The following is a 25788-nucleotide window of genomic DNA, read 5'->3' on the forward strand; positions in this document are numbered from 1 at the left end:
TTATAGCGATAATAGCGGTGGTTGTACAGGGGATAGGAGGAGATTGAAACGTGTTTGGGAGTGAGGCTCCAGCAGGGGGACGCTTTCCGGAGGGCCTTGGTTGAGCCAACCAGGTCGCTTTGCTCCCTTTGGTTGTCTCATCTGTCAGGCTGATCCTCCCGGAGTCGCCCCCTGCTTCCGCCTCACTCCTTACTTTTTGTTGTGTTGGCAGGTTGAACCGCTTTTAAGTTGTTGATGCGTCTAGGGCCATTGGAACTTTTTGGACATATTCATTTTTTCAACAAGATAAGTACGCAACGCATCAATTACATCCCCTACTCGATATGACAAGAAAACACGAGGTGTGCCCTTGAACTTCACTTTCACACTCAAGAAAGGACACCAGTGAAGCGAAGTGCAAGGCGGCGACTCGGGGAGGATCAGCTCGACAGGCTAGACAACCAAAGGAAGCGCAGCGACCTGGTTGGCTTGCCGCGAGCCCTCCCGAACGCGTCCGCCTGGAACGTAGCGTAACGGTGCTTTTCCTCTCACAACCTTAGAAAACAATTGCTTGTAAGCTCTTGAACTTCATTCTCTAACTCAGAAAGGAACACCAGTGAAGCGAAGTGAGAGCCGTTACGGAGGACGGCTTTTGCTCTTCCCCTTCCCCCTCAAAAAGCGAAAGCAAAAAAGCCAAGCAGTAAACCCGCTTGGCCATTTTCAACATATTACATTCTTTCAGGTGCTTTAACGCCAACCAGTTTCAACGCGTTGGCAATCGTAGTTTTAGTTGCTGTAATCAAAGCCAAACGCGCTTCGGAAAGATCTTTGTTTTCCGGATCGAGCACTTTATTAGCATTGTAGAAACTATGGAATGTAGCCGCGAGTTCCTGGATATATGTTGTCACCCGGTGTGGTGCGCGCATGCGAGCTGAGTCGCTAATTAGTTTCGGGAAGTCTCCGAGTTTCTTTAGTAGCTCTAGCTCTTTTTCGTCTTGCAATAGCGTGACGTTGTCTGTTGACGCTTCTACGTTCTGTTCTTTTGCCTGACGCAAGATTGAGCAAATACGCGCGTGCGCATATTGTGCGTAGTAGACAGGGTTTTCATTGGATTTGGATACTGCCAAATCTAGATCGAAGTCCATTTGTGCGTCGCCTGAGCGCATCGCGAAGAAATAACGTACAGCATCTAGGCCGACTTCTTCTACAAGTTCACGTAGTGTGACCGCTTTTCCTGTTCGCTTGCTCATCTTGAACTTTTCTCCGTCTTTATAAAGCTGAACCATTTGCGCCACTTCTACTTCAAGCGTATCGCGGTCATAGCCAAGTGCCTGGATTGCCGCTTTCATACGTGGAATATATCCGTGGTGGTCCGCTCCCCAAATATTGATGAGTTTATCGAATCCGCGACTCAATTTATCTTGGTGATAGGCGATGTCTGGCGTTAAATACGTAAATGAACCGTCTTGTTTGATCAGCACACGGTCTTTGTCGTCGCCAAATGTAGTGGAACGGAACCAAGTGGCACCGTCTTCTTCATAGACGTGACCATTTTCACGAAGTTTATTGAGTGCGACTTCGATCTTGCCATTGTTATATAGAGACGTTTCCGAGAACCAGTGGTCGAAATGAACGCGGAAGTCTGCCAAGTCTTTCTTTAGTTTATCCAGTTCGATATTCAAGCCGTGTTCACGGAAAAACGCCAGTCGCTCTTCTTCTGGAACATGGACATACTTGTCGCCGTATTGTTCGACGAGGCCTTTTGCGATCGTGATAATATCTGCACCACGATAGCCATCTTCGGGCATTTCTTTTTCTAATCCAAGCGCTTCGAAATATCGAACGTCAATAGATAACGCTAAGTTATTTATTTGATTACCCGCATCATTGATATAGTATTCGCGTGCTACGTCATAGCCAGCTTTGTCGAGAATATTACATAATGAATCACCAAGGGAAGCCCCGCGTGCGTGTCCTAAGTGCAAGTCGCCTGTTGGGTTCGCTGAGACGAATTCAACTTGAATCTTCTGTTGCTGTCCGCTGTCTGAACGTCCGTAGTCTGCTCCTTGGTCGAGGACAGATTTCACGATATCCCCGAGGCTGTCTGTTTTTAAACGGATATTGAGGAAACCAGGTCCAGCAATTTCAATGGAGTCGATTGCGGTGTTCGTCGTATCAAGGTGCTCCAAGATACTTTCCGCGATCGCACGTGGTGGCTTTTTCGCAAGTTTCGTCAACTGCATAGCAATGTTCGCTGCATAGTCTCCGTTCTCTTTACTTCTTGGTGATTCCAGTTTAATTTCTGGAATATCTGCACCTTCGACTAGTTGTGCTTTTTCAATAGCTTGGTTCAAGGCTTCTTTAATTTCATGTTGAATCTGCTCTACTGCATTCATTGTGTTACCTCCGAGTAGGTTATTGTCAAATGGTATTCCCCTAATAAACTTTCGTCTGAATGTAAGTCGTACGCTACCGTAAAGCGTCCAGGTACCCACTCCAGTTGATTCGTACGAACGGCTAAATCCATAACTGCTGGGCCATTCCCGTATGTGCCGAAACGAACATCGTCTTGTCTGAACGGCAATCGCATCTGCACACCGCCCTTACGCATGATGAAGGCATCTTCGGCATGTAATTTCACGGTCGTTCGGACTGCTGGCATTCCTTCTAATCGTTCTTCAAACAATAAGTAAGCCTGCCCTTTTTTCTCAATGATTTCTCCAGTCGCTTGCATCGTATGCGTTTCTGCTTGCTGTTCTGGATGTTGAATAACGGAACGGAGCTGAACTTGCATTTTTGGCGCTTCCATTCGTTCACCGCCTTAAGTAAATAGATTCACTCATTATACACTTCTTCCGGCACCAGTTTCAATGTTACACGTCTAAACTTTTCCTGTGAGTCGTTTAATCCGGCCATAACCGTCCCATACTGTCAAAAGATACTGAATGGAACGGGATGTGATGAGCAATGAAACGTACCGATTATATAAAGTCCACTAATCGCAAAAAGTGGAAAAAGATTGTATTATCCCTATCGATCACGTCCATAGCCGCGGTCGTGACTGTCTTAATCGCCCTTCGAATATATGCTCAAGTACTTGGCGCCCCTTCATTGAGCGTACCAAAGGCTTCATTGTTCCTCGATCATAGCGGGCATCAGATCGGGGATCATTTTTCACAACATAGACGTTATTGGATGAAGCTATCCGATATGTCCCCTTTTCTTTCGGATGCTTTCGTAGCAACGGAAGATAAGCAATTTTATTCGCATAATGGATTTGATTATAAACGAATTGCGGGTGCAGTTCTGAAAGACGTAAAAACGATGAGTAAGGCGCAAGGAGCGAGTACGATTACTATGCAATATGCGCGGAATCTGTATTTGACACACGAAAAGTCTTGGACACGGAAACTCCATGAGGCGCTGTTTGCCTATCGACTGGAAATTTTCTATGACAAGGATACGATTTTGGAAGGTTATTTAAATACTGTCTACTTTGGCCATGGAATGTACGGCGTAGAAGCGGCTAGTCGATTTTATTTCTCCAAAGCCGCGAAAGAACTGACATTGGAAGAAGCCGCTACAATTGCAGCAATCGCAAAAGGTCCTTCCATTTATTCACCTCTTGATAACCCAGAGAATTCACGCAACCGCCAACTTCTCGTACTCGATCAAATGGAGGAATATGATTATATCTCAACTGCGCAAAAGGAACGCGCGGTGGAAGAGCGTATCGTGTTGCAGACAGAGAGTTGGAAAGACATGAAGCAAGTGGCTCCTTACTTTTTGGACGCTGCGTGGCAACAGGCGGAAGACATCCTTGCTTCGAAAGGTCGAGTACCTGCGGAAGGTGGCTGGCAAATCCGAACGACGTTGAATCAACAGCACCAGCAAGCGGCAGAACAAGCCATTCAACAAGCAATGCCTGCAAATGATCTGCAAGTTGGATTCATTTCCATGGCTGCAGACACCGGATTCGTCACGTCGATGGTCGGCGGAGTGGATTTTGGCGATAGTTCCTTTAACCGTGTGACTCAAGCAAAACGTCAACCGGGGTCTGCGATGAAGCCGATTCTCTATGCGGCAGCGCTGGAAAAAGGGATGAACCCCTTAACATTCATGACAGCCGAAAAGACGCTGTTTACGTATGATGACGGTCGTTCGACGTATGAGCCGAGCAATATTAACGGAGAGTTTGCGGCGAAGCCGATTTCATTGGCACAGGCAATTGCGATTTCGGATAATATTTATGCAGTCAAAACGCTTGAGCAAGTCGGTTACAAACCGTACACGAAAATGGCGCAGCGACTTGGCATCGATGTCGCATTTCCTGAATCCCCTGCCGTTGCTCTCGGAACTTCCGATGTGACACTGTTCGAGATGACGTCAGCGTATAATCGCATTGCGTCAAAAGGGAAACAAGTCGAACCTCAAATGATTCTATCGATTACAGATGCGAACGGAAAACTGGTCTATGAGCATCCTTCGAATAAACCGAAGCAAGCAATGTCCGAACAAGACGCGTTTGTGCTGACGCATTTAATGACTGGAATGTTTGACCCTGTCTTCAATGATTATTTAACTTCTACAGGTTTGTCGATGCGCCCGAAACAAACACGGCCTTACGCGGCAAAGTCCGGAACGACGATATCGGATCAGTATTTGATTGGCTTCTCGCCCACATTAACAGCGGGCATCTGGACAGGCTTCGATCGCGGAAAACAACTGGAGGATTTAGAAGATAAAACAGTCTCGAAAAAAGTCTGGATTGATTTCATGGAGGCTGCGCATGAAGGAACGGCGCCACAACCATTCCTTCCCCCCTCCGGTGTACAAAGCGTCGTTGTCGATATCGAAACTGGCGGAATTGCGGTCAATGAATGCACGAAGCAGCGATTGGTCTATGTAAAGGATAAAGATGTTCCGAAAAAGTTATGTACGGATCGCTCGTTGAGAGAACAAAATTCAGGAGAAGAGCAAAATTCTAAAATGGATTTATTCCCATTTTCGTTTTTTGAGTGATGTGGAGTGATTTGGATTTTTTGAGTTATGAGCGGGTAAGCGGCGGGATTGATCGCATGACCTGTAATTATGAGCGGATACAGACCATGATAGAGCGGACATTTCTCCTCATAGAGCGGTCGTGCATCAACAATGAGCGAGTACACGAAATATTGAGCGCACAGGCAATTGAGCTCTAGGGGCAGACGACAATGAGCGGGTGGCTGCTTGCATAGAGCGGATAGCCGTCGCGATTGAGCGGTTAACGACGAACTATGAGCACGTTGCCAGGGTGATTGAGCGGATTCGTCTCCAGATAGAGCGCTTGACCACTCGCATTGAGCAAACAGCCTTCGCGATTGAGCGAATAGACACAAAATATAAACGCCACAAATAAAGTAAATCCTCAAATCCCCATTAAAAAAAGCCTCGTTCTCCGTATCCGCGGAGAGCGAGGCTTTTTGACCGTTATGCAGGGATCGAATGAATCCGCACTGCTTGGGTTTGTGGTTTCATCAAACGACTGTCTACATAGCGGGTGTCCTAGATTACAGCGCAAAGCTGTATGTTTAGTTTACTTCCTTTGTTGCAGACATTCAACCTCAAAGAGGACGTAATGCAAATTGTCACATTTTTGACGTATTTGACGAGATTTGTACTTTTCAATGATGTTGTTTTAGGTCTTACTCCGTACGCAAACCTTCGTGTAATTCAGGTGTACTACGTTCCCACAGTTCTGCGTTATGCGACTTCAGAAAGTCTTTAAGAATTTTTTTCGAACGATCGTCCATTACGTCTACGATAATTTGACGCTTCATTGATTTATCCATACGGTTCACGTGGTCTGCGAGTAACTTATAGCCGCGTCTTTTTTCACGGTTGACGACCATTTCACACGCAGTGATTCCTGCGTAATATGGACCTTCTTCACGGTAATCAATTGTCACCCAAACGAGCCAGTATGGTTTGCCGCCTTCAGAATCTTTGCGGTCTGTGGTAAATTTGATGCCTCGTTCCGTATCACTACGAGCATGCATAGCACCCATTTCCACTTGTGCCGTACCCGCTTCTACATCGATGATCACAGGCGAAATGTTTTCTAGCGACAACGAACCGATGCCGAATCCTTTATGTCCATCTGTGGGGTCATTTTTTATTATTGTAAAGCCTAACTTTGGTTTTGAATTTTGCTCACTTGCCATGTAAATCGCCCTCCGTCTCTGTTATTATATGTACTATACCTGAATTTTCTGCAAAGGAGGAAATGAAATGCCATACGTCACAGTAAAAATGCTTGAAGGTCGCACTGACGACCAAAAACGTGCACTATGTGAAAAAGTTACGCAAGCCGTTGTGGAAACGACTGGTGCTACTACTGATAGCGTAACAGTTTTCATTGAAGAAATGCCAAAAAATCATCTTTTTAAGAACGGGAAACTTATGAGTGAACAGTAAAATCAGCAAAAGGATTCTCATCGCGAGAATCCTTTTCACTTGATCCATTTAGCTGACTGAATTCACTTGCATCTCTTCGATGAAGGCAAAAGCTTGATCCATTTCCTGATCAGTAAAATTCAGTTTGTTTTTCACGATACGTACTTTAGCAATTTGATCCTCTTTGTCGAGCTGATCGAAAAACAGTAATGTAGAGACCAATTCCAAAAAGCGTGACGACTTCTCATTCAATCGCTCGATACATTTTGGCAACTGTTCTTTCGGTGCTTCCGCTGTCGCAAGGAATTTCGACCCTTCATCCGTCACTTGATAGCAATATTGCTTATACGAACCCTTGTCCTCGAAACGCTCAGCCAAAAAGCCCATTTCACACAATTCTTCCACTCGCAATGTCAGTTCTTCCGAATAAGGACCATACATATGAAGTTCGTATTTCTCAGCAAACGGGAAATTCATTTTTTTTAATATATAAACCATCTTCTGCATTTTCTTACGGCCATTTACTTCATTCGCCAACGATATAAACTGAACGATTTTTGCATGCTCTTGCAGCAAGTCCCGCAACCCCTCTCTTAACCTCTTAACAATTCCAAAATCTTCTCATGCAACGGGTTTCCATCTATTAATAAATCTTCCGGATAATAAATTTTATGGTCTGTTCTGCGTTTGCCTGATATCGCTTCGACTACATCAGACATCCGTGATAGTTCACGTAAATCGCCATTTTCTAGTTGTAAATAAATCGGCACACGCTCATTCTCTTCACCCGGACGATAAAAGTCGTACGGTAAGTCAGATGAAGAATCCGTCACTAAATAATAGTCAGGATCGAGCCCTGCTTCTTTGAATAATGTAATAAGTTCACCGAATTTCATGTACTGCACTGCAGGATCGAATTCGGCATATTGAAATAGCCGTCTGTTCACGAAGCGATCGCATAAATCCGCTAAAATCGTATCGTCTTCTTCCATCCACAGCTGGAAATACGTCAATAACACGCCCTCATCAAGAGCTATGTACTCTTTCAATTTGAACTCTTGTGCGAAGAACGAGATGAAATGCATAGGTTCTTGCTTAAATGCATACCCAGTTTCAAATAAATGTTTCGCTCTGTGTAAAATTTTGATCAAAATCACTTCTGCACTTCGCGACACGGGGTGGAAATAAACTTGCCAGTACATTTGATAGCGGCTCATGATATAGTCTTCCACCGCGTGCATACCGCTCTGCTTGATGACGACTTGATCTTCGGTCGGACGCATGACACGCAAAATCCGTTCCATGTCGAAATGGCCATAGGAAACGCCAGTGTAATACGCATCGCGCTGAAGATAATCCATACGGTCTGCGTCGATTTGACTGGAAATCAAGCTGACGACCAATTTATCAGGATACGTTTTGTCGATGACATCTGCCACTTTTTGAGGGAAATCTGGCGACACACGACGCAGCACTTCATGGACTTCTGTCTGTTCCAATAAAATTTGCTGGGTGAATTGTTCGTGATCCAGATTGAACACTTTTTCAAATGCATGGGAAAACGGACCGTGTCCCAGATCATGCAATAGCGCTGCACAAAGAGCGACGAGTCGCTGTTCTTCGTCCCATTCTTCACGCCCACTGAAGCCGTCATCGAGAATTCGTCTAACGATTTCATAGACACCGAGCGAATGCTGGAAGCGGCTATGTTCTGCGCCGTGGAACACTAGGTACGTGGTGCCGAGCTGGCGAATCCTACGCAATCGCTGGAACTCGCGTGTGTTGACCAGGTCCCATATTACGCGATCCCGGACGTGTATGTAGCGGTGCACGGGGTCTTTAAACACTTTCTCTTCGGACAGTTTTTCGTTTTGGTACGCCATGTCGTCACCTCATCCTTCATTCGTTCCAGTATAACAAAAAACGACGGAACGTGACATAGTACTCTATGACGGATTTTAAACGGTTGATGATGGCACGTGTTTATAAACGTGAAGGACTTAGTGTCTACTTGGGGATGGAAGCTCCAGTTGGGGGACGCTTTCCCATGGGCCCGCGGTGAGCCAACTGTTCGCTAAGCTCTCTTAGTTGTCTCACCTGATCGGGCTGATCCATCGGGAGTCGCCCCCAACTTCCGCTTCCATCCTACTTAATGAGTGGTGGTACTTAGATCACTCACTGTAGGTGGTATGTGAACTGTTGTTTTGTCTTAACTTATTTAAGTCCAAGTCCTGAAGTTCGAAATTCATTACAACACTTATTTTAATGAGCAACAAAGAGCATCATCCACTCACACTGCAAGGAATTGGCGCGTAGGAGGGGGCGACTATCAGAGGATCAGCTCGACAGGTGAGACAACCAAGGGAGCAACGCGACTGGTTGGCTCACCGCGAGCCCTCTAGGAAAGCGTCCCCCTCCGTAGCGCCAATTCCCACCCCAACACCCTACCAACTACCATATTTAACTCCCACTCACCCAAAAACCTGCCCACTTTATTACCATCTTGATAGAATTTTGTGACTCTCTGAATAAAAGACTCATTTCGTGGTCATAATGGCAGTAGAAAGAGAGTACAAGACAGGAGGCATGGAGATGGTGAAAGTTAGACAAGATGCATGGTTAGAACAGGACGATGAATTATTGGCAGAGACGGTGCTACGACATGTAAGAGAAGGAAGTACACAGCTAGGTGCATTTGAGGAAGTAGGCGACGCACTGAATCGAACAGCAGCAGCTTGCGGGTTCAGATGGAATGCAGTCGTGCGAAGAGACTACGAGAGTGAACTCTCCGAAGCGAAGAAAGAGAGAAAGCAAACGTTACGTGTGCTAGGTACAGATTTTAAAAGACGTAACCAGCAAATGTACAACCCCGAGACAGGCGCAGATGGCCAAGAGAAAATACAGGTTCCCTTATCCGCCCTATCGCTCGACACGGTCATCGCGTATTTGATTCGCATGCATCATAACGGGGGTGCGGATACGGATGCACTTCGATGGAGACAGACAGCAAAAACAGCGACGGAACAAATGAAATCGCTGGAAACGCAAATAGAAGATCTGAAAAAAGAGAACAGAACATTGAAAGACGATTATGAGCAATTTGTCCAAATTATGAATCGTGCACGCCGATTAATCGCTTTGAATGAAGAAAGCGAGCACATAGCACCGTTGTTCAAAATGGAACCTAATGGAAATCTAATCTCATCAAAAGAGCCGCCAATCAATAACTGATTGGCAGCTTTTTTTCGTTCTATGACAGCATCTTTTGATTGCGTTCAAAGACGCGTTGTAAATAAAACCCGTACAATTCCATTTCCTCGTCTGTTAATCCACCGTGTTGCACATCTTCTGTCAACGAGCGCAACAATATTTGCAGACGAATAACGACTTCATTGACCGTCAAATGCGTATCGAGAATTTCCGATAACGACGCCATCGTATCAGGCTGGATCACGGGATAGCTGAATTTTGTCGGCTGTCCTTGTAAGCCCTTCTCGTAGACTTCACGAATGATCTCCGCTCGTTTTGAACCACTGCCTTCAATGCATAAATACACTTGTACAGCGACTCCTTGGCGCAGACGTCGCTGAGAGATCCCCGCGAACTTCTTGCCGTCGACACTTAAATCATACGATCCAGGACAATAAGATCCAACAATTTCATAGGCTTCTATCCGTTCGCCTAGTTCAGGGAATAATAGCTGAACTAGTGATAGCATCGCTTCATAGCCTACTGGAATATCAATCGAGGACTTTTGTTCGGAAAAGATTAAGGATATATTTAATATCCCTTCATCTAGAACAACTGCCAGACCGCCTGAATTCCGAACAATTGACTGATAACCGTGCTGCTCGATTCCTTCCATCGCTTGTTGAATGAACGGCATCCGATGATCTTGAATACCTAACACGATGGTCTTGTCATGTACCCACGTCCTAACGACAGGGGCGCTTTTTTGCTGGCCAACTAATTGGCATAACGTATCATCCATGGCGAAGGATTCAAGCGCAGAACGAGTACGCGCTGAAATGGATTCGTCGATGAAACGCCAAGCTGGTTGATTCAATAAATGTTTATCTTGTGACATGTCTAGCTCTCCTATGGTGGTTGATCTGGATTATATGTAGACGGTTCACAAACTTCGAACCTTCGATTATAGGCTCTGGGCGGCTGTGATGATAGACAGTTTGTACACATCTTCTGCGGAACAGCCACGTGACAAATCGTTAACAGGACCATTCAGACCTTGAAGAATCGGACCGATCGCTTCGTAGCCACCTAAACGTTCTGTCAATTTATAGCCAATGTTCCCTGCGTCCAATGTTGGGAAAATAAAGACGTTTGCATCGCCTTTGATGACAGATTCCGGAGCTTTTTTCGCTGCCACACTTGGTACATAGGCTGCGTCAAATTGGAATTCTCCATCAATCAATAGCTCAGGTGCCAGTTCTTTTGCAATTTTAGCCGCCTCGACTACTTTTTCCGTCTCTTCTGTCACGGCAGACCCTTTAGTAGAGAATGAAAGCATCGCAACGCGCGGATCAATTCCGAATGCTTTTGCAGTTTTTGTACTTTCCACAGCGATTTCAGCCAACTCTTTAGCTGAAGGATTCACAGTAATAGCACAGTCTGCAAAAATCAGACGCTCATCTTCTTTCATCATAATGAAAGCACCGCTTGTTTTTGAAATACCAGGCTTCGTCTTGATGATCTGCAATGCTGGACGAACTGTATCTGCTGTCGAATGTGCAGCCCCACTCACTAAACCGTCTACACGTCCTGTATAGATTAGCATAGTTCCGAAATAGTTTACATCTTTCAATTGCTCACGTGCTTGTTCAAGCGTGGCTTTTCCTGCACGACGTTCAACGAATTTCTCCGCAAGTTCTTCAAAATAGGAAGCGCTTGCAGGATCGATCAACTTAATTTCAGAAATATCGAAGCCGCCATCTTTTGCTGCTTTATTTACCGTTTCTTCATTCCCTAATAAAACCGGAGTAATAATCCCCTCTTGTTGAAGATGTACAGCTGCTTCTAGTATTCTAACGTCTTCCCCTTCAGGTAAGACAATCGTCTTTCCTTTACCTTCCAACGTTTTACGAATACCTTCAAAAAGATCTGCCATGTGTCATTCCCACCCTTTGTTATATTTTCCTATTCATCATACCTGAAAAGCTAGATGAATACACTAAGAATTCCGAAGTTTTCAGACAACTGTCACCTAGATACTTAATTTCATAATTGGCGATTGGTAGTCTTACCTTATTCCTTAACGAGTAAAGACTGTTTATGATACACTTGAAATAGAAACTACTTTGATTTAAAAGGAGACTGAATTCAAGTGAACGAAGCAGCTATTACATTAGACGGTTGGTATGTACTTCACGATTTTCGTACGATGGACTGGCCTTCTTGGAAAATGATTTCAAAAGAAGAGCGCCAGGCAGCAGTCAATGAATTCCTAACATTTTTGGAGCGTATGCAAGAAGCGGATGATGCTAAAACAGGCAGTCATGCGTTTTATACAGTAATTGGTCAAAAGGCAGACTTCATGCTAATGACATTACGTCCTACAATGGATGAACTTCAGCAGCTAGAAGCAGAATTCAATAAGTTAACGATTGCGGATTACACAATCCCAGCGTATTCTTATGTGTCGGTAGTTGAATTATCGAATTACCTAGCAGGTGAATCTGACGAAGATCCATACCAGAACCCATATGTACGCGGACGTTTGTATCCTGAATTACCACGTAGCCAATACGTTTGTTTCTATCCAATGGACAAGAAACGCGAAGGCGAAGACAACTGGTACATGCTTGACATGGACAACCGCAAGAGTTTAATGCGCAGCCACGGCATGATTGGCCGCGGATATGCAGGTAAAGTAAAGCAAATCATTTCCGGTTCTGTCGGTTTTGATGATTATGAGTGGGGCGTCACGTTGTTCTCAGATGACATGTTGCAGTTCAAGAAGCTCATCTATGAAATGCGTTTTGACGAAGTCAGCGCACGCTACGGCGTATTCGGCTCGTTCTTCATCGGTACAATTTTGGACGCTGACAAACGCGAAGCATTTTTCGAAGTATAATACGTACGACTGAAGCCGCGAATGAAACACTTCGCGGCTTTTTTTGTTGCGAAGAAAGAGAGCAAATTGGGCTAGTGGTTCGGGATTGAAGCTCCAGCTTTGGACGCTTTCCGGAGGGCGTGGCTTACTCAAATGCAACCTATAAAAGTGCATGCTCCTAACGCTACGGCTCTCGCTGATCCTCCCGGGAGTCGCCTCAGCTTCCTCTTCAATCCTACTTATATGGTGGATTCAGCTTATATGAGCGGTTGCCGACTCAGTATGAGCGCTTGTCGACTCAGTATGAGCGCTTGTCGCTGATGATAGAGCGGTTAGACTTGAGTTATGAGCGTTTAATCAGTTTAATGAGCGGCTACGCAGGAAATATGAGCGCTTGAACAGATTGTTGAGCGTTTGCGACAGTTCAATGCGCAACAAGAAGTATTACCCACTTGCAATGAAGAGATTGGAGCGAAAGCCGTAACGAAGGACGGCTTTTGCGTGTAAAAGCGAAGCGTTAGGAGCACATCTTTGCACTAGCGAACTAGGAGGCTTACCGCAGGCCCTCCCAAACGCGTCCGCCTGGAACGCAGTGTAACGGTACCTTCCCCCCAGGCCTAGAACGCCCTCTAAAAAAACTTCATTCATACCCACCACCCTTCCAACATAAGATACAACCAAGGGGGTTTTGCTTTAGCTTTCATCGCGAAAAACAAAAAGAGGATACATGCGCTTGCTCGTCTTACGCAGACTGAAGAACGTCTGAAACGACCAGACTACTTCAAAACGCAACGCACCTTTCCCTCGCCCAACAAGACTGCCCGCGAGTAAAACTAACAGATCTGGAGAGGATGTTGAAATGGTTCAATATTATTGGAATCCCGGCTATGCCCAGCAACAAATGGTCCCGCCACAAACAAATGTACAGGGGAACGCACCAAATACGCCTTTTAGAGAGCAGTCGTACATCGAGAATATTTTACGGCTTAACAGAGGAAAACCCGGTGTCTTTCATTTTTCATTTGAACATGCGGTAGAAGCAGGCAAGAATACGAAGTCTGTTACGGGTATGGTAGAAGCTGCAGGACGCGATCACGTCATCCTCAGCGAAGCCAATACAGGGCGACGCTATTTATTCCCTATGATCTACTTCGATTATGCGGAGTTCCCTGAGGAATTAAATTACTTCGACCAAACGCCATAAGAAAAAACCGCTCATCATGTGTGAGCGGTTTTCCCTTGTTATCTTCCGAATTTCACCGCGGCAATGATCAACATGATCCAGCCTGCGATGAATGCAACGCCGCCAATCGGTGTGATGGCGCCGAGGATTCCGATTCCAGATAAGCTGAGTACATACAGACTTCCGGAGAAAATCACGATACCGGCCAAGATTAAATAGCCAGCCCATGATAGTTGTGTTGATGGTCCAAGCAATGTGCTGCTCATCAAAATACCTATGGCGAGCAACGCAATCGCATGAAACATCTGATATTGTACCGCGGTTTCCCAAACGGCTAAGTAATGTTCGGACAGGCGATCTTTCAATGCGTGTGCACCAAACGCCCCAAATGCAACTGCGATCGCGGCGTTAATAGCTCCTGCGATAATAAAAAACGGCATGATTATTCCTTCTTTCTAACGAATCTTGTATGTCCTGTTTCCAGTCTACCATATTAAAACACGTAGATATGACAGGTGTTTGAACGGTTTGTGGCGCTATTAGAAATCAAACAGTGACTCTCCATTGGCATCCGCTTCCTGCAATGGTTGCTCGTTTAGCGACGTAATCGGCGTCGCATGAACAGAGCTCATTTGCATTGCTTGCGGGATGGACGTTGTAGAGGGTCTTTCATCATTGAGCATGACATTACATAACGTTCGCACAGCATAGATGGCTTCTCTTCGTGCCGCTTCATCCTGCGTTTGTTTCGCCAAGCGTACTTGTTGCTCGATTTCTCCAAGCAATTGTGCAGCTGTGATCATCGTATTTTCATCCCCTTTTTCGGTTCGAATTTCATGCATTCCATACCAGAAGAACGCTTTACCACTATAGATGGCAACATTTTCGTCTTAAATCCATATGCCTTGCAGCCGCGCGGACTTGCAGGATCCCATGTTGTATAAAAGAAGATACAATCGAAGCAATTGACGGCCATCGTCACACTTCCTCTCAATTTATTCACTTGGTAGTTTTCGCCCAATCTATCGGCTCTCTTCCCCACTCCCGTAAATAATCATTCGTTTTAGTAAACGGCTTACTGCCAAAAAATCCTCTGGACGCACTGAACGGACTTGGATGCGGTGATTCAATAATCGCATGGCGCCTGCGGTTGATCAATGCCGTTTTTTCCTGCGCATGTCGTCCCCATAAAATAAAGACAATTGGTGCGCTACGCATCGACAATTTACGAATCACTTCGTCCGTAAAGCGTTCCCAACCTTTTCCACGATGCGAGGCCGCTGCTCCTTCGCGCACAGTTAGTACAGTATTCAATAATAATACACCTTGTTCGGCCCACCCTGTCAACATTCCTTCAGTGGGGACATCCATCCCGATATCCGATGACAGTTCTTTAAAGATATTGCGTAAACTTGGTGGTACCTTCACGCCAGGCTGGACAGAAAAACTCATACCGTGCGCTTGATTTGGCCCATGATACGGGTCCTGGCCTAATATCACGACTTTGACATCCTGAAAAGGTGTCAGTTTAAACGCCGTCCACATATCGGTCATTTGCGGATAAATGATGTGATTTGTATATTCCTCACGCAAGAACGTACGCAATTCCTGATAATACGGTTTGTCGAATTCATCTTTTAGTATGTGATCCCAATCATTACGAAATTCTGCTACCATATGCATCACTCCTTAAATTCAATATCCAGTCGATAGCCTGCGAATGAAAACATATCTTTTAGCGTTTTTACAGCACTCTGTTCAGCGGATTCCAGCACGCCTTGTTCGGACGCCTCTTTTAAAACCAGCTTTTTGGCTTCATTCGCTAGCTCATAGCCTTCCTTTATATCTGCTTTTCCACGGAATAGTCCTTCTACAGAATAGACTTCCACTTTATCGAAATACAATTCTGCCCCGCCGAGGAATTCAGCTTTCGGGATTGTCAGCTCAATACGTTTTTCTTCTTCATCCACCCGCATATCTTGCTCAGTGATTTTACTTAAATCAATCCCCGCTTTAACGGAACCAGGAATGATTACTAATAAATTTCGTTTCGTTCCAGGAAAATTGACGCCGATGCTTTGGCCAAATAATTCATTGTCGGTGCGTTTGACGAGCACTTTCGTATAAGCTTCCGCTGTTGTTAGTTGTTGAAGCTCTTGGACACGCTCAACAAAAGCAGTTTTTTGTTCTGAAAAAGTAGAGCCCAGTTGCATTAAATAAAAACCTGCGATTGGCAGGGTTATAAGTGCGGCGACCATAATTAAAATTAATAAAATATAGGTTTTTCTCCACGAAGACCATAAAGTGAAAGCGAGTTCGAAAAGTCCTCCCCTACGCTTCCGTTTAGTCTTTTTTCGTCCAGCAAATGTTACGGCTGCTTGCGCATCAGCCTCCGTTATTTCCTTCTTCCCTCTCTTAGACGATTCATGCTTACTCATGGCTCACACCCTCTCATTTAATCAAACACTCCGTTTCTATTTGTACGTTCTGTCGAATAATAGGTTTCATTGGCAAAACCAGTACGTATTACAAGCTTTCTAGACTTTCATCATACCCGAGTTGTTTGTATTTCGACAATTAGTTGTATACTATAAGTAACAAGAAAATTTAGTAAGTGAAGGAGACGTTTTATTATGGCATTGAAGAAAACATTGACGATTGCCGGCTCGGATACTTCAGGCGGTGCGGGCATTCAAGCAGATTCGAAAACTTTTCAAGAACACGGTACGTATGGCATGACAGCAGTGACAGTGATTGTCACGATGGATCCCGATCAGAATTGGTCACATAATGTCTATTCATTGCCAATCGACGTCGTGAAAGCACAATTGAAAACGGCGTTATCTACTGGCATCGATGCTATCAAAACAGGCATGTTGAGCACAGAAGAAGTCATTCAAACAGCAGGTCAGGCAATTGACGAATCCGGTTTGGATCATGTAGTCATCGACCCCGTCATGGTGTGTAAAGGGGAAGATGAAGTATTGAATCCTGGGAATACGGATGCGATGATTAAATATCTCGTACCAAAAGCAGAAATCGTCACGCCGAATTTATTCGAAGCAGGACAATTAGCTTCTATGAAAACACCGAAGACAATAGACGATATGAAAGTAGCGGCACAAAAAATTCATGAACTCGGTGCACGTAATGTCGTAATCAAAGGCGGCAAACAACTCGAACATGAGGAAGCGGTGGATTTATTCTACGATGGATTGACGTTTACGTTACTGAAAGCAGAAAGATCCGATACGTATCATAATCATGGGGCAGGCTGTACGTTTGCAGCAGCTATTACAGCAAATTTGGCGAATGGGTTGTCGATCAAAGACGCGGTCATTGAAGCGAAGCAGTTTGTCACAGCGGCTATTGCGCATGGCTGGAAGCTCAATGAGTATGTAGGACCTGTCATGCACGGTGCGAAAAATCAGTTCGACGTGCCGCAAGTTGAGCTGCAGGAAGTATAATGAATTGCTTACAAGTCAGGTATACTCCTGACTTTTTTTGTGAGCCGTCTAATCGCATTCAAACGGCAATATCTATATAATATTAAATAGAAAGATTGCACGATTTAGGAGGATGAGCATGGAAACTGTTGACGTGAAACATTTACAGGAGTTACTGGACTCCTTTGCCAATAAAGATGTCTACATACATTTGGAAACGACAAATGGATCGTATGCTTCTCATTTCCAAGAAGGATTTTTCAATGCTGGCGCGTTTATTCGTAATGTCGTGATCCGTTATGAACTTGGAAAAGTGGCAGGCGAATCCCCTCACCGCATTGGCTTGAAATTGCCGAGTGGCTGGATTTACGCACAAGGGATCACACACTATACACTTGACGAACATAATCGTTTACTGATGGCGGGGCTTGGACCTGACGGAAAATTAGCGGTAGCGCTTGAAATCAGTGAAACGCCATTTGCTTATTAAGAAGGGAGATTTTTTTGATGTTACAAAAAGAACGACACGTACTCGTTGTGTTCCCTCATCCTGATGATGAATCATTCGGCACTGCTGGCACGATTGCACAATATATTGAAATGGGCGTACCCGTTACCTATGCTTGCTTGACCCTTGGCGAAATGGGCCGAAATCTCGGAAACCCTCCTTTTGCAAACCGCGAAACACTACCGCAAATCCGTAAACAAGAGTTGCTGGATGCGTGTGATGCGATGGGATTGACAGATTTACGAATGATGGGACTTCGCGATAAAACGATAGAATTTGAAGATCCCGAGAAACTTATTAAAATGATGACCGATCTCATTGAAGAATTAAATCCTTCAGTAGTCATCTCATTCCACCCGACGCTTGCTGTACATCCCGACCACAACGCAACAGGCGTGGCCATGATTGAAGCGATGAGCCGTATGCCAGAAGCGGATCGACCGGTACTGTACATGAAAGCATTCGATAATGATACATTGAACCAACTGGGTGAGCCGCATGTTGTGCACCATACACCGAACGTAGCAGATAAAAAGATTGCTGCATTACGCGCACATGCCTCTCAAACAGTTTGGATGCTACCTGACATGGAAAAACGATGGGCTGCAAACGACAAAGATGCACTTGACTGGTTGTATAACGAAGCCTTTTATATTCATGAATTCAAGTAAAAAACCGCAGAGTCTGCGGTTTTTTTGTGTTTTATACGCCATTACTTTTCTTCAAATGCTTTAATAAAGGCATAGAGATCTTGTAACTTCTTCTCAAATACTTCTACGTTTAACGCACGGTCCATTTGAATTCTAGCACTATTTTGTGATTGAACAGCGACTTTCATCTGACTGCCCGCTTCCCCAATCACTGCTTGATAACGGCGTCGAATATCATCGATTTGCTTTTCTGCTTCTTCATCTTCTGCGCATAACGGCACGATATCCACTAATTCATCGCGCGGACTTTCTGCATCGTAAGCATGAGGCTGCGTCGAATCAAACAGACACACCGATAACTCCGGAAACAGGACTAAGTCGATACTTGCGGGATCTAGTCCGCACCAACCGTACAGCACATCTAGACCCCGTCGCTGCGCTTCGTCTCCTAGCGCACGCATCATCGTCGACTTGCCTGTGCCGGGTAATCCCTTGATTAGAAAGCGACGTTTCGTTCGTTTCGTGATAGACGGGATGAAGTCATGTGCGCTGCCAGATGACAATGAACCGACAATGCGATGCGAGATGTGAGCCGATTTGGTTAACTCAATTGTCTTAAATATTTCTCGCTTTAATTCTTCCGTAATCTCCTCGTGGCGGGGCCAATCCATGCGTGCGATATTCACTGCTTCCCATTCGTCATGAATCGCTTTTGCTCGTTTTAACTCCTTCAACGACTGACCGAAGTGCATTCGCTCTTCTTTCAACAAAGCACTCACTTCGTCATGATGTCCAAGTAGCTGATCCAGATGATAAACATCATAAAAGCAAAAGACTTTATGTCGCTTGCCAAGATCTGTCGGTTCGAATGAAATCGGATGGGATGCTTGCAAGATGAAAAGTTCCAGTCCTTTAACAAAAAGTGCATCGGTTTTATCCACATGGCCAGGATTCATGAAGCGATCTACACTATAGCCCCTGTTGACGAAATAGACCGCCAAGTCATTGAGTACTTGCGATAAGGAATGGGTAGGCAAACACTTCAAAAATATCGTCTTCTTTGATTCCGCGAGCAACTCCTCATATTTATGCTGCACGCCTTGTCCTGTATAAGCCGTTCCCATATATTCTGTAATATGTCCGTATATATTGACCACCCTTTCTTTCTTCATTTCATTATATGTATAGGCAAATAAAAAAAGCACAGCCGAGTGGGCTTATGCTCCTTTATAGTGTAATAAAACTTTTTCATCTGTTTGATGAGTGATTTTCAATAATATTTTCTTGCATTGCGGTAAAGCAATCTGAATGATTTGACCAGAGAATAGGACGACAACCAATGTACCGACTCCCACAGGTCCACCCAGTAAGAAACCGATCAGTGTGGCTATGGCTTCTATCGTAGTTCGTACTAATCGAAGGCTCCAGCCAAACTTTTCAACAAATAACAACATCAAGCTATCACGTGGCCCTGCCCCAAGATTCGGCGATACGTATATTCCCACCCCATAAGATAGGACAAATACACCCATAATGAAACAAATAATCTGCACAGTCAACGAAGTGACATCAGGGATAAGCCAGTTGAAAAAGTCGATAAATAATCCGATGACCAACATATTAAGCCATGTACCTACTCTTGGCCACTCTCTCAAAATAATCGAAGTGACCGAAATGATAACAAAACCCGATATAATACTCCATGATCCTATCGTTAATCCAAAGTTTTGATACAAACCGAGGTGGAGCACGTCCCAAGGAGCAATTCCAAGCCGCTGACCTTTGATCATCAACGAGATGCCAAGCGACATGATCATCATGCCGCCGATGAAAAATATCCATCGCCAAGCTAATAAATTACGCATATACATTCTTCTTTCTTCTAATCGTCAGTGTCTTCATTGATTCATTGTAACAGAAATCGACAAAGTTGCTATGGACTTACTTTACGAGATCACTAAATTGTGCTTTTGCGACTTGCGCCAAATCTTGTGGCGCTAATTTCATTTGCAAACCGACTTTGCCTGCACTCACATAAACATAATCGAGCGTTTCGGCTTGTTGGTCAATGAATGTCGGCAACTCCCGTTTCATCCCAATTGGTGAACAACCGCCACGGACATAGCCCGTTTCTTTCATCAATTCTTTCATTGGAAGCATTTCGACTTTTTTGAAGCCTGCCGTTTTGGCTGCCTTTTTCAAGTCTAGCTCGTCTGAGACCGGAATGATAAAAACGAGTAGGTCTGTTTTGCTCGCCATGGCAACGAGTGTTTTATAAACGGTAGAGACCGGTTCATTCGTTTTATTCGCAACCGAAACACCATCATTATGTCCGTCATCCGTTTGATAGCTACGGATTTCAAATGGAATCTCTTCGCTTTCGATCAGGCGAATTGCATTGGTTTTCGGTAACTTACTCTTCTTTGACATAAGTAGTACTTCCTTTCTCTTCGTTTGGATAGAAAACTCACAAAATAGATATCATCGAAAAAGCCCCTTCACTGGGTTCCAGCAAAACGGGCTTCGATTTCAACTGAATCAGATCAAACACTGACATTCATTTGTGGCTGATCCATCTCGTATTGATTCATTCTAGCTTGATTTTGTATTTGATAGATGGAAAACGCATGGCTATATTGCTGTTGCATACGATTCGGTCTGTCATTCGCCGCGGTGCTGTCGACTGTACCCATTTGATCACGAATCGTTTTGGCGCGATTATGTAACGCTAATTGTAGTTCTGCTTGTGTTATTTTCGCTGATGCATTACTAGCTAGCTGATAATCCGCAGTCGTTGGCGGTGATTCAGAGTATGCCTCTTTGCGGACTTTACGCCAGATATCGATCGTTTCATCTAAATTATTGCCGAGCGGAATCGAAATATTTTTTATCTGGCCTGCGCCAAGTTTTTGGAAATCTTGTTGCGTTTCATCGGACTTTTCAATCGGTTGTGTGTTTCCACGTAACAATGCGACTAGTTCGTCTTTGGTCTTTTGGACTTGTTCACGGAATTCCGTTTGGCGTTCATAGGCGTTTTCGGCATTCTTTCTACGGACTGCGTCATACCGCTGTAGTTGTTCGGCGGCGCTCGCAAACCCTATTACAGCATTCATGGTATCACCTCCGAATAGGTATTTTCGACATATGTATCTAGTATGACTAGTTTACGCAGTAGCGCGCGAAGTGCCAATCCAACAAAAGATTGGATTCGCTTAGATTGGTGATTTCATTTTGTCCAATAGGTACGCATTTCATACCAGATGGATATGCGAGGCGGGTGGTATTTACTAGTTTTTGTTTTGGGAATATGTGTAGTATAGGTACCCTTTTTTGCATGTGAACAAACAATGCTACTGGTTAGTTTCAGAGTGCACGGGATTGAAGTTCCAGCTGGGGACGCGTTCCGGAGGGCGTGGGCGTGGCTTGAGCCTCCTCGTCCGCTTCGCTCCCTGCGGGGTCTCAAGGCGCACGCTTATCCTCCCGGAGTCGCCCCAGCTTCCGCTTCAATCCTACATTCATCATGGAGGTAATAGATCTGCCACTGTAGACAGTGCATGAATAAGCAAAGCCCTTGAACTTGGTTAAGTTCAAGGGCTTGTCAAATTCACACAAAGAAACAATCACAATCTCAACTTCAATGAACACCGATAAATGTCACTTAACACGAGTACCTTACTTTATATTTCAAATCACTCAATCTTTCATGATCTTCGGCGGTGTTTCGCCTGGTATCGCTGGTTTTTCATTCGGTGTATCTTCTAAGAACTTTGTTTCGATGACTTCTTTCGGCACAGTCGCTTTGCCGTTCTTTTCTTCTAGTCGGTCAATTGTACGTTCGATTGTTTTATTCAGCGTCGACAGCGCTACGATTGTATCCCCTGTTTGTGCTTTCAGTTCTTTCTCCGCCGTGTAGAACTCCATTTCTCCATTTGCCCGTATGATGTACAACAATATCGATTGGTCATCGCGCTCGCGTAAGTACTGCGTGTAGCTGTATTGTTTCGTCAGCAACGTCTTACGGAATACGTGCCCTTGGTTGATACGTTCGTCCAGTTCATGGATGGACAAGTTCGGCGTGAACAGGAATTGCCCTGTTGCCAAATTAAACTGTTGACCTGCGCTTCGTTTATGTGTGGTCGTCTGGAATAGTAAGTCCCGTCCTAGATCCGGTGTGAAATCGGCGCAGACATGTGAGTTATATGAATCTGTCTTGGTCATCGCCAAAATATAACGATATGGCGTCAAGTCTAAATGATAGCCTGTATGCTCGGATAAAATATCCCCCATATACGTTGGCACACTGAGTTTTCGTGCATTGGACAGACCGCCCCATGAGCCCTCCATAACTAAAACTTTATGACCGGCGTTACTAATATTCTTCGCAAGTTCTGCTACAAATCTTGTACTTCCGATCAGTACTACACCGGATTCTTCCGGCGTGGCCAAATTGAGTTTCTTTGCGAGCCAGCCAATTGAAAAACCATGTACGACAACAGTCGCAAACACAAGTGCGAATGTCAAAGCGGTTAACAGCTCCGCATCTTTATAACCATTCTCAAGCAATATGGTCGCGAAATAGCCTGAGACGGTTAGCGCTACAATACCACGTGGCGCAATCCACCCGATGAGTGTTTTTTCACGATTCGTCAAATCCGTACCGATTGTTGATACCCATATTGACAGAGGTCTGACGACAAATAGCATCGCGAGTACATATAGAATAATTTTCGGATTCAAAATTTCAATCAAGATATGCGGGTCTAAAGACGCCGTCAACATGACGAAAATTCCTGAGATGAGCAATACCGAAATATTCTCCTTGAAATTGCGGATATCTTCTAATGTAGTCAAGTGCATATTAGCCATCGTCATCCCCATCGCTGTGACGGCCAATAACCCTGTCTCATGCATAATCTCATCAGATAATACGAAGACAAATAACACGAGGCCGAATAAAATTGGAGCTTTCAAATACTCCGGTACCCAACCTTTTTCAAATGCTGTACCTAGAATCCGGCTCGTTCCCCAACCTAGAAGTACAGAGAACAATGAAGCACCAACGAACAACAACATCGCTTTGGCAGTTACTTCACTATTGATGAACTTGATGACTTCAAATGCAAATACTGCTAGAAGTGCGCCGAACGGATCGACGACAATTCCTTCCCACTTCAATATGGCGGCTGCACGGGGTTTTAACCGTGCTTGTCTAAGAAGAGGTAAAATTACGGTAGGACCTGTGACGATAAATAGTCCCCCAATGATGAATGCCACTTCCCATGACAATCCTGCGATATAGTGAGCTGCAAGTGAACCTGCAATCCACGCGATAAACGCACCGAACGTTACGATTCTCGCAACGGGACGTCCAAATCCTTTAATTTCTTTAAAATCGAGATTCAAACTACCTTCAAATAATATAATAGCCACTGCGAATGTAATGATGGGTGAATATAAATCTCCCATGGATTGCTGCGGATTGATCAAACCAAAAATCGGTCCAACTAATAGCCCTGCAATTGCCATCACGACAATCGCTGGCATCCTCGTACGCCAAGCTATCCACTGCGATGCCACGCCAATTAACACGACCAACATCAAATCCATAATCAATGAATTGAACATTAGGTTGATCGCCTCCTTCCCTCTTCCAAGCCTTTCCGAATCGCTTTCTCCCCATTGTAATAAACTATTCCGGTTTTTCATAGGGTAAGAGGAACGAGCAGATTCAGAAAGGGTGGTTCCTATCGAAAAACAAGTCCAAAAAACAATCGTGATCTATCTTTCCATAACTGAAGGTAAGGGAAGTTATCCTTTACGCCGTGCACTAATACTGGCAAATACGCTAAAAAGCGAAGCACAAATCATCTTTTTATACGATCAAGAAACACTAGTTCCAAGCGAACAATTCCCATGCCATAAAGTAATCGGTCCTTCTTCATTCATTAAATTAATAGGCAAACTTCAGCCTGATCTTTTGATTCGCGACAGTGGTCCAAGCTATAAGGAAGAAATGACTAAAATTCATGAACTAGTGCCTAGTATTCTACATTTCGATGATTTTGGTGATGGCGGACAATTAGCAGACTGGGTGATTCAGACGCTGTATCCGGAAACTCAAGAACTGAATGCTGACCACTATATCGTGGGGCCTCAGACATTCATGGCAGACGCTTCACTAGAATCTTTTCGGCATGCCGGTTTAAAGAGAAAATCCCCGTCTTCTTCGCAACTTGTCATTTCATTCGGCGATGAAGATCCGGGCAATCTCACGTTTCGTGCGTTACGACATTTAAAGCAATTGCAAATTCCTTTATCCGTTATGGTGCTACTAGGAAAGAATTATAAACATGATGTGAGTGAAATCCAAATGATGGCATTGAGCCGACCGAACACAAAAGTCGTCCAAGCCCCGGACAACCGTGCAGAGTTGTTCTCACAAGCCGATATGGTTCTGTGCGATGCGGGCTATACGCCTTATGAAATAGCTGTTATTGGTGTCCCATGTATTGTACTTGCCCAAAACGAATTCGAATCAAACCTCGGCTTTCCGACCGAAAGAAACGGCTTCACCCACCTCGGGCTCGGCCGTAAAGTAACACAGTCGAACTTACTGAACGCGATTATGGAACCGTTGTTGCATGATGCGCGTAAGGAACGCGCGATCAAAAAGCAGTTGCAGATCGATGTCGGTACGAGTAACGAAGAGGTAATTGAGGCGATCCGTTACTTGCTAGAGTTTCCTAAACGCACCAGGCAGAATATGTTACACTAAAGGAAAACATATGATAGGAGTTTTCCGTTATGACGAAGGATCAGTTGGAGCAAGAGATCGCGGAGCTGAAGATGGACTACATCAGCTTGCAGGGTGATATGGAGAAGTTGGAGTCGACAGGTCATGTGAAGATGATCGAAAATGCAGAGTTGCGCCTTTCTAAAATGGAAGACCGCCTCGCGGATTTGAACAAACAGCTCGCTAAAGCGACGAATTAAACACGAACAACCTCTATCGGGTATTGCTGATGGAGGTTGTTTTTGGAGTTTAGAATTAGTAAGGCTGGCGGTTGTGTTGGGGTGGGGATTTGCGCTTCGGAGGGGACGCTTTCCTGAGGGTTCGCGTTGAGCCAACCAGTCGCAAGCTCCCTTGGTTGTCTCACCTGTCGAACTGATCCTCCAGGAGTCGCCCCTCCTACGCTCCAATCCCTGCAGTGTAAGTGGGTGATACTTCCTGTCGTGCATTGAAGTTCGGATTGTCCTTAGTTCTAAAGTTGAACTGGATCTATTCTTGAATTTAAATATGTTCAAAAGCAACACTAAGTCACTCACTAACGGCAGTAAGTATTCTAAATCCTTCTACTTTCAACGTAGGATGGAAGCGGAAGATGGCGGCGACTCCCTCTTGAAAAGGTGATGATGACAAGGCTTGTCGCATTATTCTATTGACCCAAAAAGAATTTATATGACTAGTAAAGAGAATCGTCTACCTGAAAGTACATACTTTTGTAGATACTGTAAGT

Annotated in this window: 27 protein-coding genes; 10 read left to right on the forward strand and 17 right to left on the reverse strand. The window is 44.7% G+C overall.

From position 1 onward, the window contains the following. Window positions 1–707: 707 nt before the first annotated feature. Window positions 708–2375, reverse strand: a complete 1668-nt coding sequence (argS, locus tag CSV72_RS13345) for an arginine--tRNA ligase (RefSeq protein WP_099678754.1) — start codon at window positions 2373–2375, stop codon at window positions 708–710. Beyond that, window positions 2372–2788 (reverse strand): YwiB family protein, encoded by a 417-nt coding sequence (locus CSV72_RS13350; RefSeq protein ID WP_099678755.1) that lies wholly within the window; start codon window positions 2786–2788, stop codon window positions 2372–2374. The genes argS and CSV72_RS13350 overlap by 4 nt, the downstream gene beginning before the upstream one ends. 158 nt (window positions 2789–2946) lie before the next feature. Here CSV72_RS13350 and CSV72_RS13355 point away from each other — a divergent pair, with 158 nt between their 5' ends. Further along, entirely contained in the window at window positions 2947–5001 is a 2055-nt protein-coding gene (locus tag CSV72_RS13355) for a transglycosylase domain-containing protein (RefSeq protein ID WP_099678756.1), read from the forward strand. 662 nt (window positions 5002–5663) lie between these two features. Here the strand turns inward: CSV72_RS13355 and CSV72_RS13360 are convergent. Then, entirely contained in the window at window positions 5664–6182 is a 519-nt protein-coding gene (locus tag CSV72_RS13360; RefSeq protein WP_099678757.1) for a YwhD family protein, read from the reverse strand. Window positions 6183–6249: 67 nt separating this feature from the next. On the opposite strand from CSV72_RS13360, the gene CSV72_RS13365 reads away from it, so the two are divergent. Beyond that, the gene (locus tag CSV72_RS13365) at window positions 6250–6435 is read left to right on the forward strand and encodes a 2-hydroxymuconate tautomerase (RefSeq protein WP_085428108.1); all 186 of its coding nucleotides are present in this window, start codon (window positions 6250–6252) and stop codon (window positions 6433–6435) included. 48 nt (window positions 6436–6483) lie between these two features. On the opposite strand, the gene CSV72_RS13370 is transcribed toward CSV72_RS13365, so the two are convergent. Together CSV72_RS13370 and CSV72_RS13375 are read right to left on the reverse strand one after the other, a co-directional pair. Next, window positions 6484–6990 (reverse strand): YwgA family protein, encoded by a 507-nt coding sequence (locus tag CSV72_RS13370; protein ID WP_099678758.1) that lies wholly within the window; start codon window positions 6988–6990, stop codon window positions 6484–6486. Between the two features lie 17 nt (window positions 6991–7007). Next, complete coding sequence (locus tag CSV72_RS13375; protein ID WP_099678759.1) at window positions 7008–8297, reverse strand: HD domain-containing protein; 1290 nt, start codon at window positions 8295–8297, stop codon at window positions 7008–7010. A gap of 709 nt (window positions 8298–9006) precedes the next feature. On the opposite strand from CSV72_RS13375, the gene CSV72_RS13380 reads away from it, so the two are divergent. After that, window positions 9007–9645: an RsfA family transcriptional regulator gene (locus CSV72_RS13380; protein ID WP_099678760.1), complete on the forward strand. Its 639-nt coding sequence runs from the start codon at window positions 9007–9009 to the stop codon at window positions 9643–9645. Between the two features lie 19 nt (window positions 9646–9664). On the opposite strand, the gene lipL is transcribed toward CSV72_RS13380, so the two are convergent. Together lipL and pta are read right to left on the reverse strand one after the other, a co-directional pair. Further along, on the reverse strand, window positions 9665–10501 hold the full coding sequence (gene lipL / locus CSV72_RS13385) for an octanoyl-[GcvH]:protein N-octanoyltransferase (RefSeq protein WP_099678761.1): 837 nt from the start codon (window positions 10499–10501) through the stop codon (window positions 9665–9667). A gap of 66 nt (window positions 10502–10567) precedes the next feature. Then, window positions 10568–11539, reverse strand: a complete 972-nt coding sequence (gene pta / locus CSV72_RS13390; protein WP_099678762.1) for a phosphate acetyltransferase — start codon at window positions 11537–11539, stop codon at window positions 10568–10570. Window positions 11540–11755: 216 nt separating this feature from the next. Here pta and hemQ point away from each other — a divergent pair, with 216 nt between their 5' ends. Together hemQ and gerQ are read left to right on the forward strand one after the other, a co-directional pair. Beyond that, entirely contained in the window at window positions 11756–12505 is a 750-nt protein-coding gene (gene hemQ / locus CSV72_RS13395) for a hydrogen peroxide-dependent heme synthase (RefSeq protein ID WP_099662547.1), read from the forward strand. Between the two features lie 838 nt (window positions 12506–13343). Then, window positions 13344–13688: a spore coat protein GerQ gene (gene gerQ / locus CSV72_RS13405; RefSeq protein WP_099678764.1), complete on the forward strand. Its 345-nt coding sequence runs from the start codon at window positions 13344–13346 to the stop codon at window positions 13686–13688. A gap of 38 nt (window positions 13689–13726) precedes the next feature. Here the strand turns inward: gerQ and CSV72_RS13410 are convergent, their stop codons facing one another. The 5 genes from CSV72_RS13410 to CSV72_RS13430 all read right to left on the reverse strand — a co-directional run bounded on the left by CSV72_RS13410 (window position 13727) and on the right by CSV72_RS13430 (window position 16105). Then, window positions 13727–14107 carry a DUF423 domain-containing protein gene (locus tag CSV72_RS13410; protein ID WP_099634628.1) on the reverse strand — a complete coding sequence of 127 codons (381 nt, stop codon included), beginning with the start codon at window positions 14105–14107 and terminating at the stop codon, window positions 13727–13729. Between the two features lie 99 nt (window positions 14108–14206). Further along, on the reverse strand, window positions 14207–14509 hold the full coding sequence (locus CSV72_RS13415) for a YwdI family protein (protein WP_158232218.1): 303 nt from the start codon (window positions 14507–14509) through the stop codon (window positions 14207–14209). After that, window positions 14467–14643: a hypothetical protein gene (locus CSV72_RS17050; protein WP_029053507.1), complete on the reverse strand. Its 177-nt coding sequence runs from the start codon at window positions 14641–14643 to the stop codon at window positions 14467–14469. The genes CSV72_RS13415 and CSV72_RS17050 overlap by 43 nt, the downstream gene beginning before the upstream one ends. Window positions 14644–14666: 23 nt before the next feature. Beyond that, the gene (locus tag CSV72_RS13425; protein ID WP_099678766.1) at window positions 14667–15344 is read right to left on the reverse strand and encodes a uracil-DNA glycosylase; all 678 of its coding nucleotides are present in this window, start codon (window positions 15342–15344) and stop codon (window positions 14667–14669) included. Between the two features lie 5 nt (window positions 15345–15349). After that, the gene (locus CSV72_RS13430; RefSeq protein WP_099678767.1) at window positions 15350–16105 is read right to left on the reverse strand and encodes a DUF4230 domain-containing protein; all 756 of its coding nucleotides are present in this window, start codon (window positions 16103–16105) and stop codon (window positions 15350–15352) included. 195 nt (window positions 16106–16300) lie between these two features. Between CSV72_RS13430 and thiD the strand changes: the two genes are divergently transcribed. The 3 genes from thiD to bshB2 all read left to right on the forward strand — a co-directional run bounded on the left by thiD (window position 16301) and on the right by bshB2 (window position 18292). Next, entirely contained in the window at window positions 16301–17134 is an 834-nt protein-coding gene (thiD, locus tag CSV72_RS13435) for a bifunctional hydroxymethylpyrimidine kinase/phosphomethylpyrimidine kinase (RefSeq protein WP_099678768.1), read from the forward strand. Window positions 17135–17252: 118 nt separating this feature from the next. Further along, on the forward strand, window positions 17253–17603 hold the full coding sequence (locus CSV72_RS13440) for a YojF family protein (RefSeq protein ID WP_029053511.1): 351 nt from the start codon (window positions 17253–17255) through the stop codon (window positions 17601–17603). A 14-nt stretch (window positions 17604–17617) separates the two neighbouring features. Continuing rightward, window positions 17618–18292 (forward strand): bacillithiol biosynthesis deacetylase BshB2, encoded by a 675-nt coding sequence (gene bshB2, locus CSV72_RS13445; RefSeq protein ID WP_099678769.1) that lies wholly within the window; start codon window positions 17618–17620, stop codon window positions 18290–18292. 41 nt (window positions 18293–18333) lie between these two features. Here the strand turns inward: bshB2 and CSV72_RS13450 are convergent, their stop codons facing one another. The 5 genes from CSV72_RS13450 to CSV72_RS13470 all read right to left on the reverse strand — a co-directional run bounded on the left by CSV72_RS13450 (window position 18334) and on the right by CSV72_RS13470 (window position 23896). Then, window positions 18334–19443, reverse strand: a complete 1110-nt coding sequence (locus CSV72_RS13450) for a hypothetical protein (RefSeq protein WP_158232219.1) — start codon at window positions 19441–19443, stop codon at window positions 18334–18336. Between the two features lie 45 nt (window positions 19444–19488). Next, window positions 19489–20136: a YczE/YyaS/YitT family protein gene (locus CSV72_RS13455; RefSeq protein ID WP_099678776.1), complete on the reverse strand. Its 648-nt coding sequence runs from the start codon at window positions 20134–20136 to the stop codon at window positions 19489–19491. A gap of 76 nt (window positions 20137–20212) precedes the next feature. Continuing rightward, window positions 20213–20701: a Cys-tRNA(Pro) deacylase gene (ybaK, locus tag CSV72_RS13460; protein ID WP_099678771.1), complete on the reverse strand. Its 489-nt coding sequence runs from the start codon at window positions 20699–20701 to the stop codon at window positions 20213–20215. Between the two features lie 113 nt (window positions 20702–20814). Then, window positions 20815–21384 carry a hypothetical protein gene (locus CSV72_RS13465; protein ID WP_099678772.1) on the reverse strand — a complete coding sequence of 190 codons (570 nt, stop codon included), beginning with the start codon at window positions 21382–21384 and terminating at the stop codon, window positions 20815–20817. 580 nt (window positions 21385–21964) lie between these two features. After that, entirely contained in the window at window positions 21965–23896 is a 1932-nt protein-coding gene (locus CSV72_RS13470) for a cation:proton antiporter (protein WP_233191291.1), read from the reverse strand. Between the two features lie 112 nt (window positions 23897–24008). Here CSV72_RS13470 and CSV72_RS13475 point away from each other — a divergent pair, with 112 nt between their 5' ends. After that, on the forward strand, window positions 24009–25046 hold the full coding sequence (locus CSV72_RS13475) for a glycosyltransferase family protein (protein ID WP_099678773.1): 1038 nt from the start codon (window positions 24009–24011) through the stop codon (window positions 25044–25046). A gap of 29 nt (window positions 25047–25075) precedes the next feature. Next, window positions 25076–25264: an SE1832 family protein gene (locus tag CSV72_RS13480; protein WP_099678774.1), complete on the forward strand. Its 189-nt coding sequence runs from the start codon at window positions 25076–25078 to the stop codon at window positions 25262–25264. Window positions 25265–25788: the final 524 nt, after the last annotated feature.

Origin of the sequence: Sporosarcina sp. P20a (assembly GCF_002743175.1) — a bacterium.
Classification (GTDB): domain Bacteria; phylum Bacillota; class Bacilli; order Bacillales_A; family Planococcaceae; genus Sporosarcina.

Bases quoted from the DNA above. Each gene is read 5' to 3' on its own strand.
- argS (WP_099678754.1), bottom strand. From the start codon at position 2,375: ATGAATGCAGTAGAGCAGATTCAACATGAAATTAAAGAAGCCTTGAAC.
- CSV72_RS13355 (WP_099678756.1), top strand. From the start codon at position 2,947: ATGAAACGTACCGATTATATAAAGTCCACTAATCGCAAAAAGTGGAAA.
- CSV72_RS13375 (WP_099678759.1), bottom strand. From the start codon at position 8,297: ATGGCGTACCAAAACGAAAAACTGTCCGAAGAGAAAGTGTTTAAAGAC.
- CSV72_RS13440 (WP_029053511.1), top strand. From the start codon at position 17,253: ATGGAAACTGTTGACGTGAAACATTTACAGGAGTTACTGGACTCCTTT.
- CSV72_RS17050 (WP_029053507.1), bottom strand. From the start codon at position 14,643: ATGGCCGTCAATTGCTTCGATTGTATCTTCTTTTATACAACATGGGAT.
- thiD (WP_099678768.1), top strand. From the start codon at position 16,301: ATGGCATTGAAGAAAACATTGACGATTGCCGGCTCGGATACTTCAGGC.
- CSV72_RS13480 (WP_099678774.1), top strand. From the start codon at position 25,076: ATGACGAAGGATCAGTTGGAGCAAGAGATCGCGGAGCTGAAGATGGAC.
- CSV72_RS13470 (WP_233191291.1), bottom strand. From the start codon at position 23,896: ATGTTCAATTCATTGATTATGGATTTGATGTTGGTCGTGTTAATTGGC.
- CSV72_RS13425 (WP_099678766.1), bottom strand. From the start codon at position 15,344: ATGGTAGCAGAATTTCGTAATGATTGGGATCACATACTAAAAGATGAA.
- lipL (WP_099678761.1), bottom strand. From the start codon at position 10,501: ATGTCACAAGATAAACATTTATTGAATCAACCAGCTTGGCGTTTCATC.
- CSV72_RS13365 (WP_085428108.1), top strand. From the start codon at position 6,250: ATGCCATACGTCACAGTAAAAATGCTTGAAGGTCGCACTGACGACCAA.
- CSV72_RS13380 (WP_099678760.1), top strand. From the start codon at position 9,007: ATGGTGAAAGTTAGACAAGATGCATGGTTAGAACAGGACGATGAATTA.
- CSV72_RS13350 (WP_099678755.1), bottom strand. From the start codon at position 2,788: ATGGAAGCGCCAAAAATGCAAGTTCAGCTCCGTTCCGTTATTCAACAT.
- CSV72_RS13455 (WP_099678776.1), bottom strand. From the start codon at position 20,136: ATGCGTAATTTATTAGCTTGGCGATGGATATTTTTCATCGGCGGCATG.
- CSV72_RS13450 (WP_158232219.1), bottom strand. From the start codon at position 19,443: ATGAAGAAAGAAAGGGTGGTCAATATATACGGACATATTACAGAATAT.
- gerQ (WP_099678764.1), top strand. From the start codon at position 13,344: ATGGTTCAATATTATTGGAATCCCGGCTATGCCCAGCAACAAATGGTC.
- CSV72_RS13360 (WP_099678757.1), bottom strand. From the start codon at position 6,182: ATGGCAAGTGAGCAAAATTCAAAACCAAAGTTAGGCTTTACAATAATA.
- CSV72_RS13465 (WP_099678772.1), bottom strand. From the start codon at position 21,384: ATGAATGCTGTAATAGGGTTTGCGAGCGCCGCCGAACAACTACAGCGG.
- pta (WP_099678762.1), bottom strand. From the start codon at position 11,539: ATGGCAGATCTTTTTGAAGGTATTCGTAAAACGTTGGAAGGTAAAGGA.
- CSV72_RS13410 (WP_099634628.1), bottom strand. From the start codon at position 14,107: ATGCCGTTTTTTATTATCGCAGGAGCTATTAACGCCGCGATCGCAGTT.
- CSV72_RS13415 (WP_158232218.1), bottom strand. From the start codon at position 14,509: ATGCATGAAATTCGAACCGAAAAAGGGGATGAAAATACGATGATCACA.
- ybaK (WP_099678771.1), bottom strand. From the start codon at position 20,701: ATGTCAAAGAAGAGTAAGTTACCGAAAACCAATGCAATTCGCCTGATC.
- CSV72_RS13430 (WP_099678767.1), bottom strand. From the start codon at position 16,105: ATGAGTAAGCATGAATCGTCTAAGAGAGGGAAGAAGGAAATAACGGAG.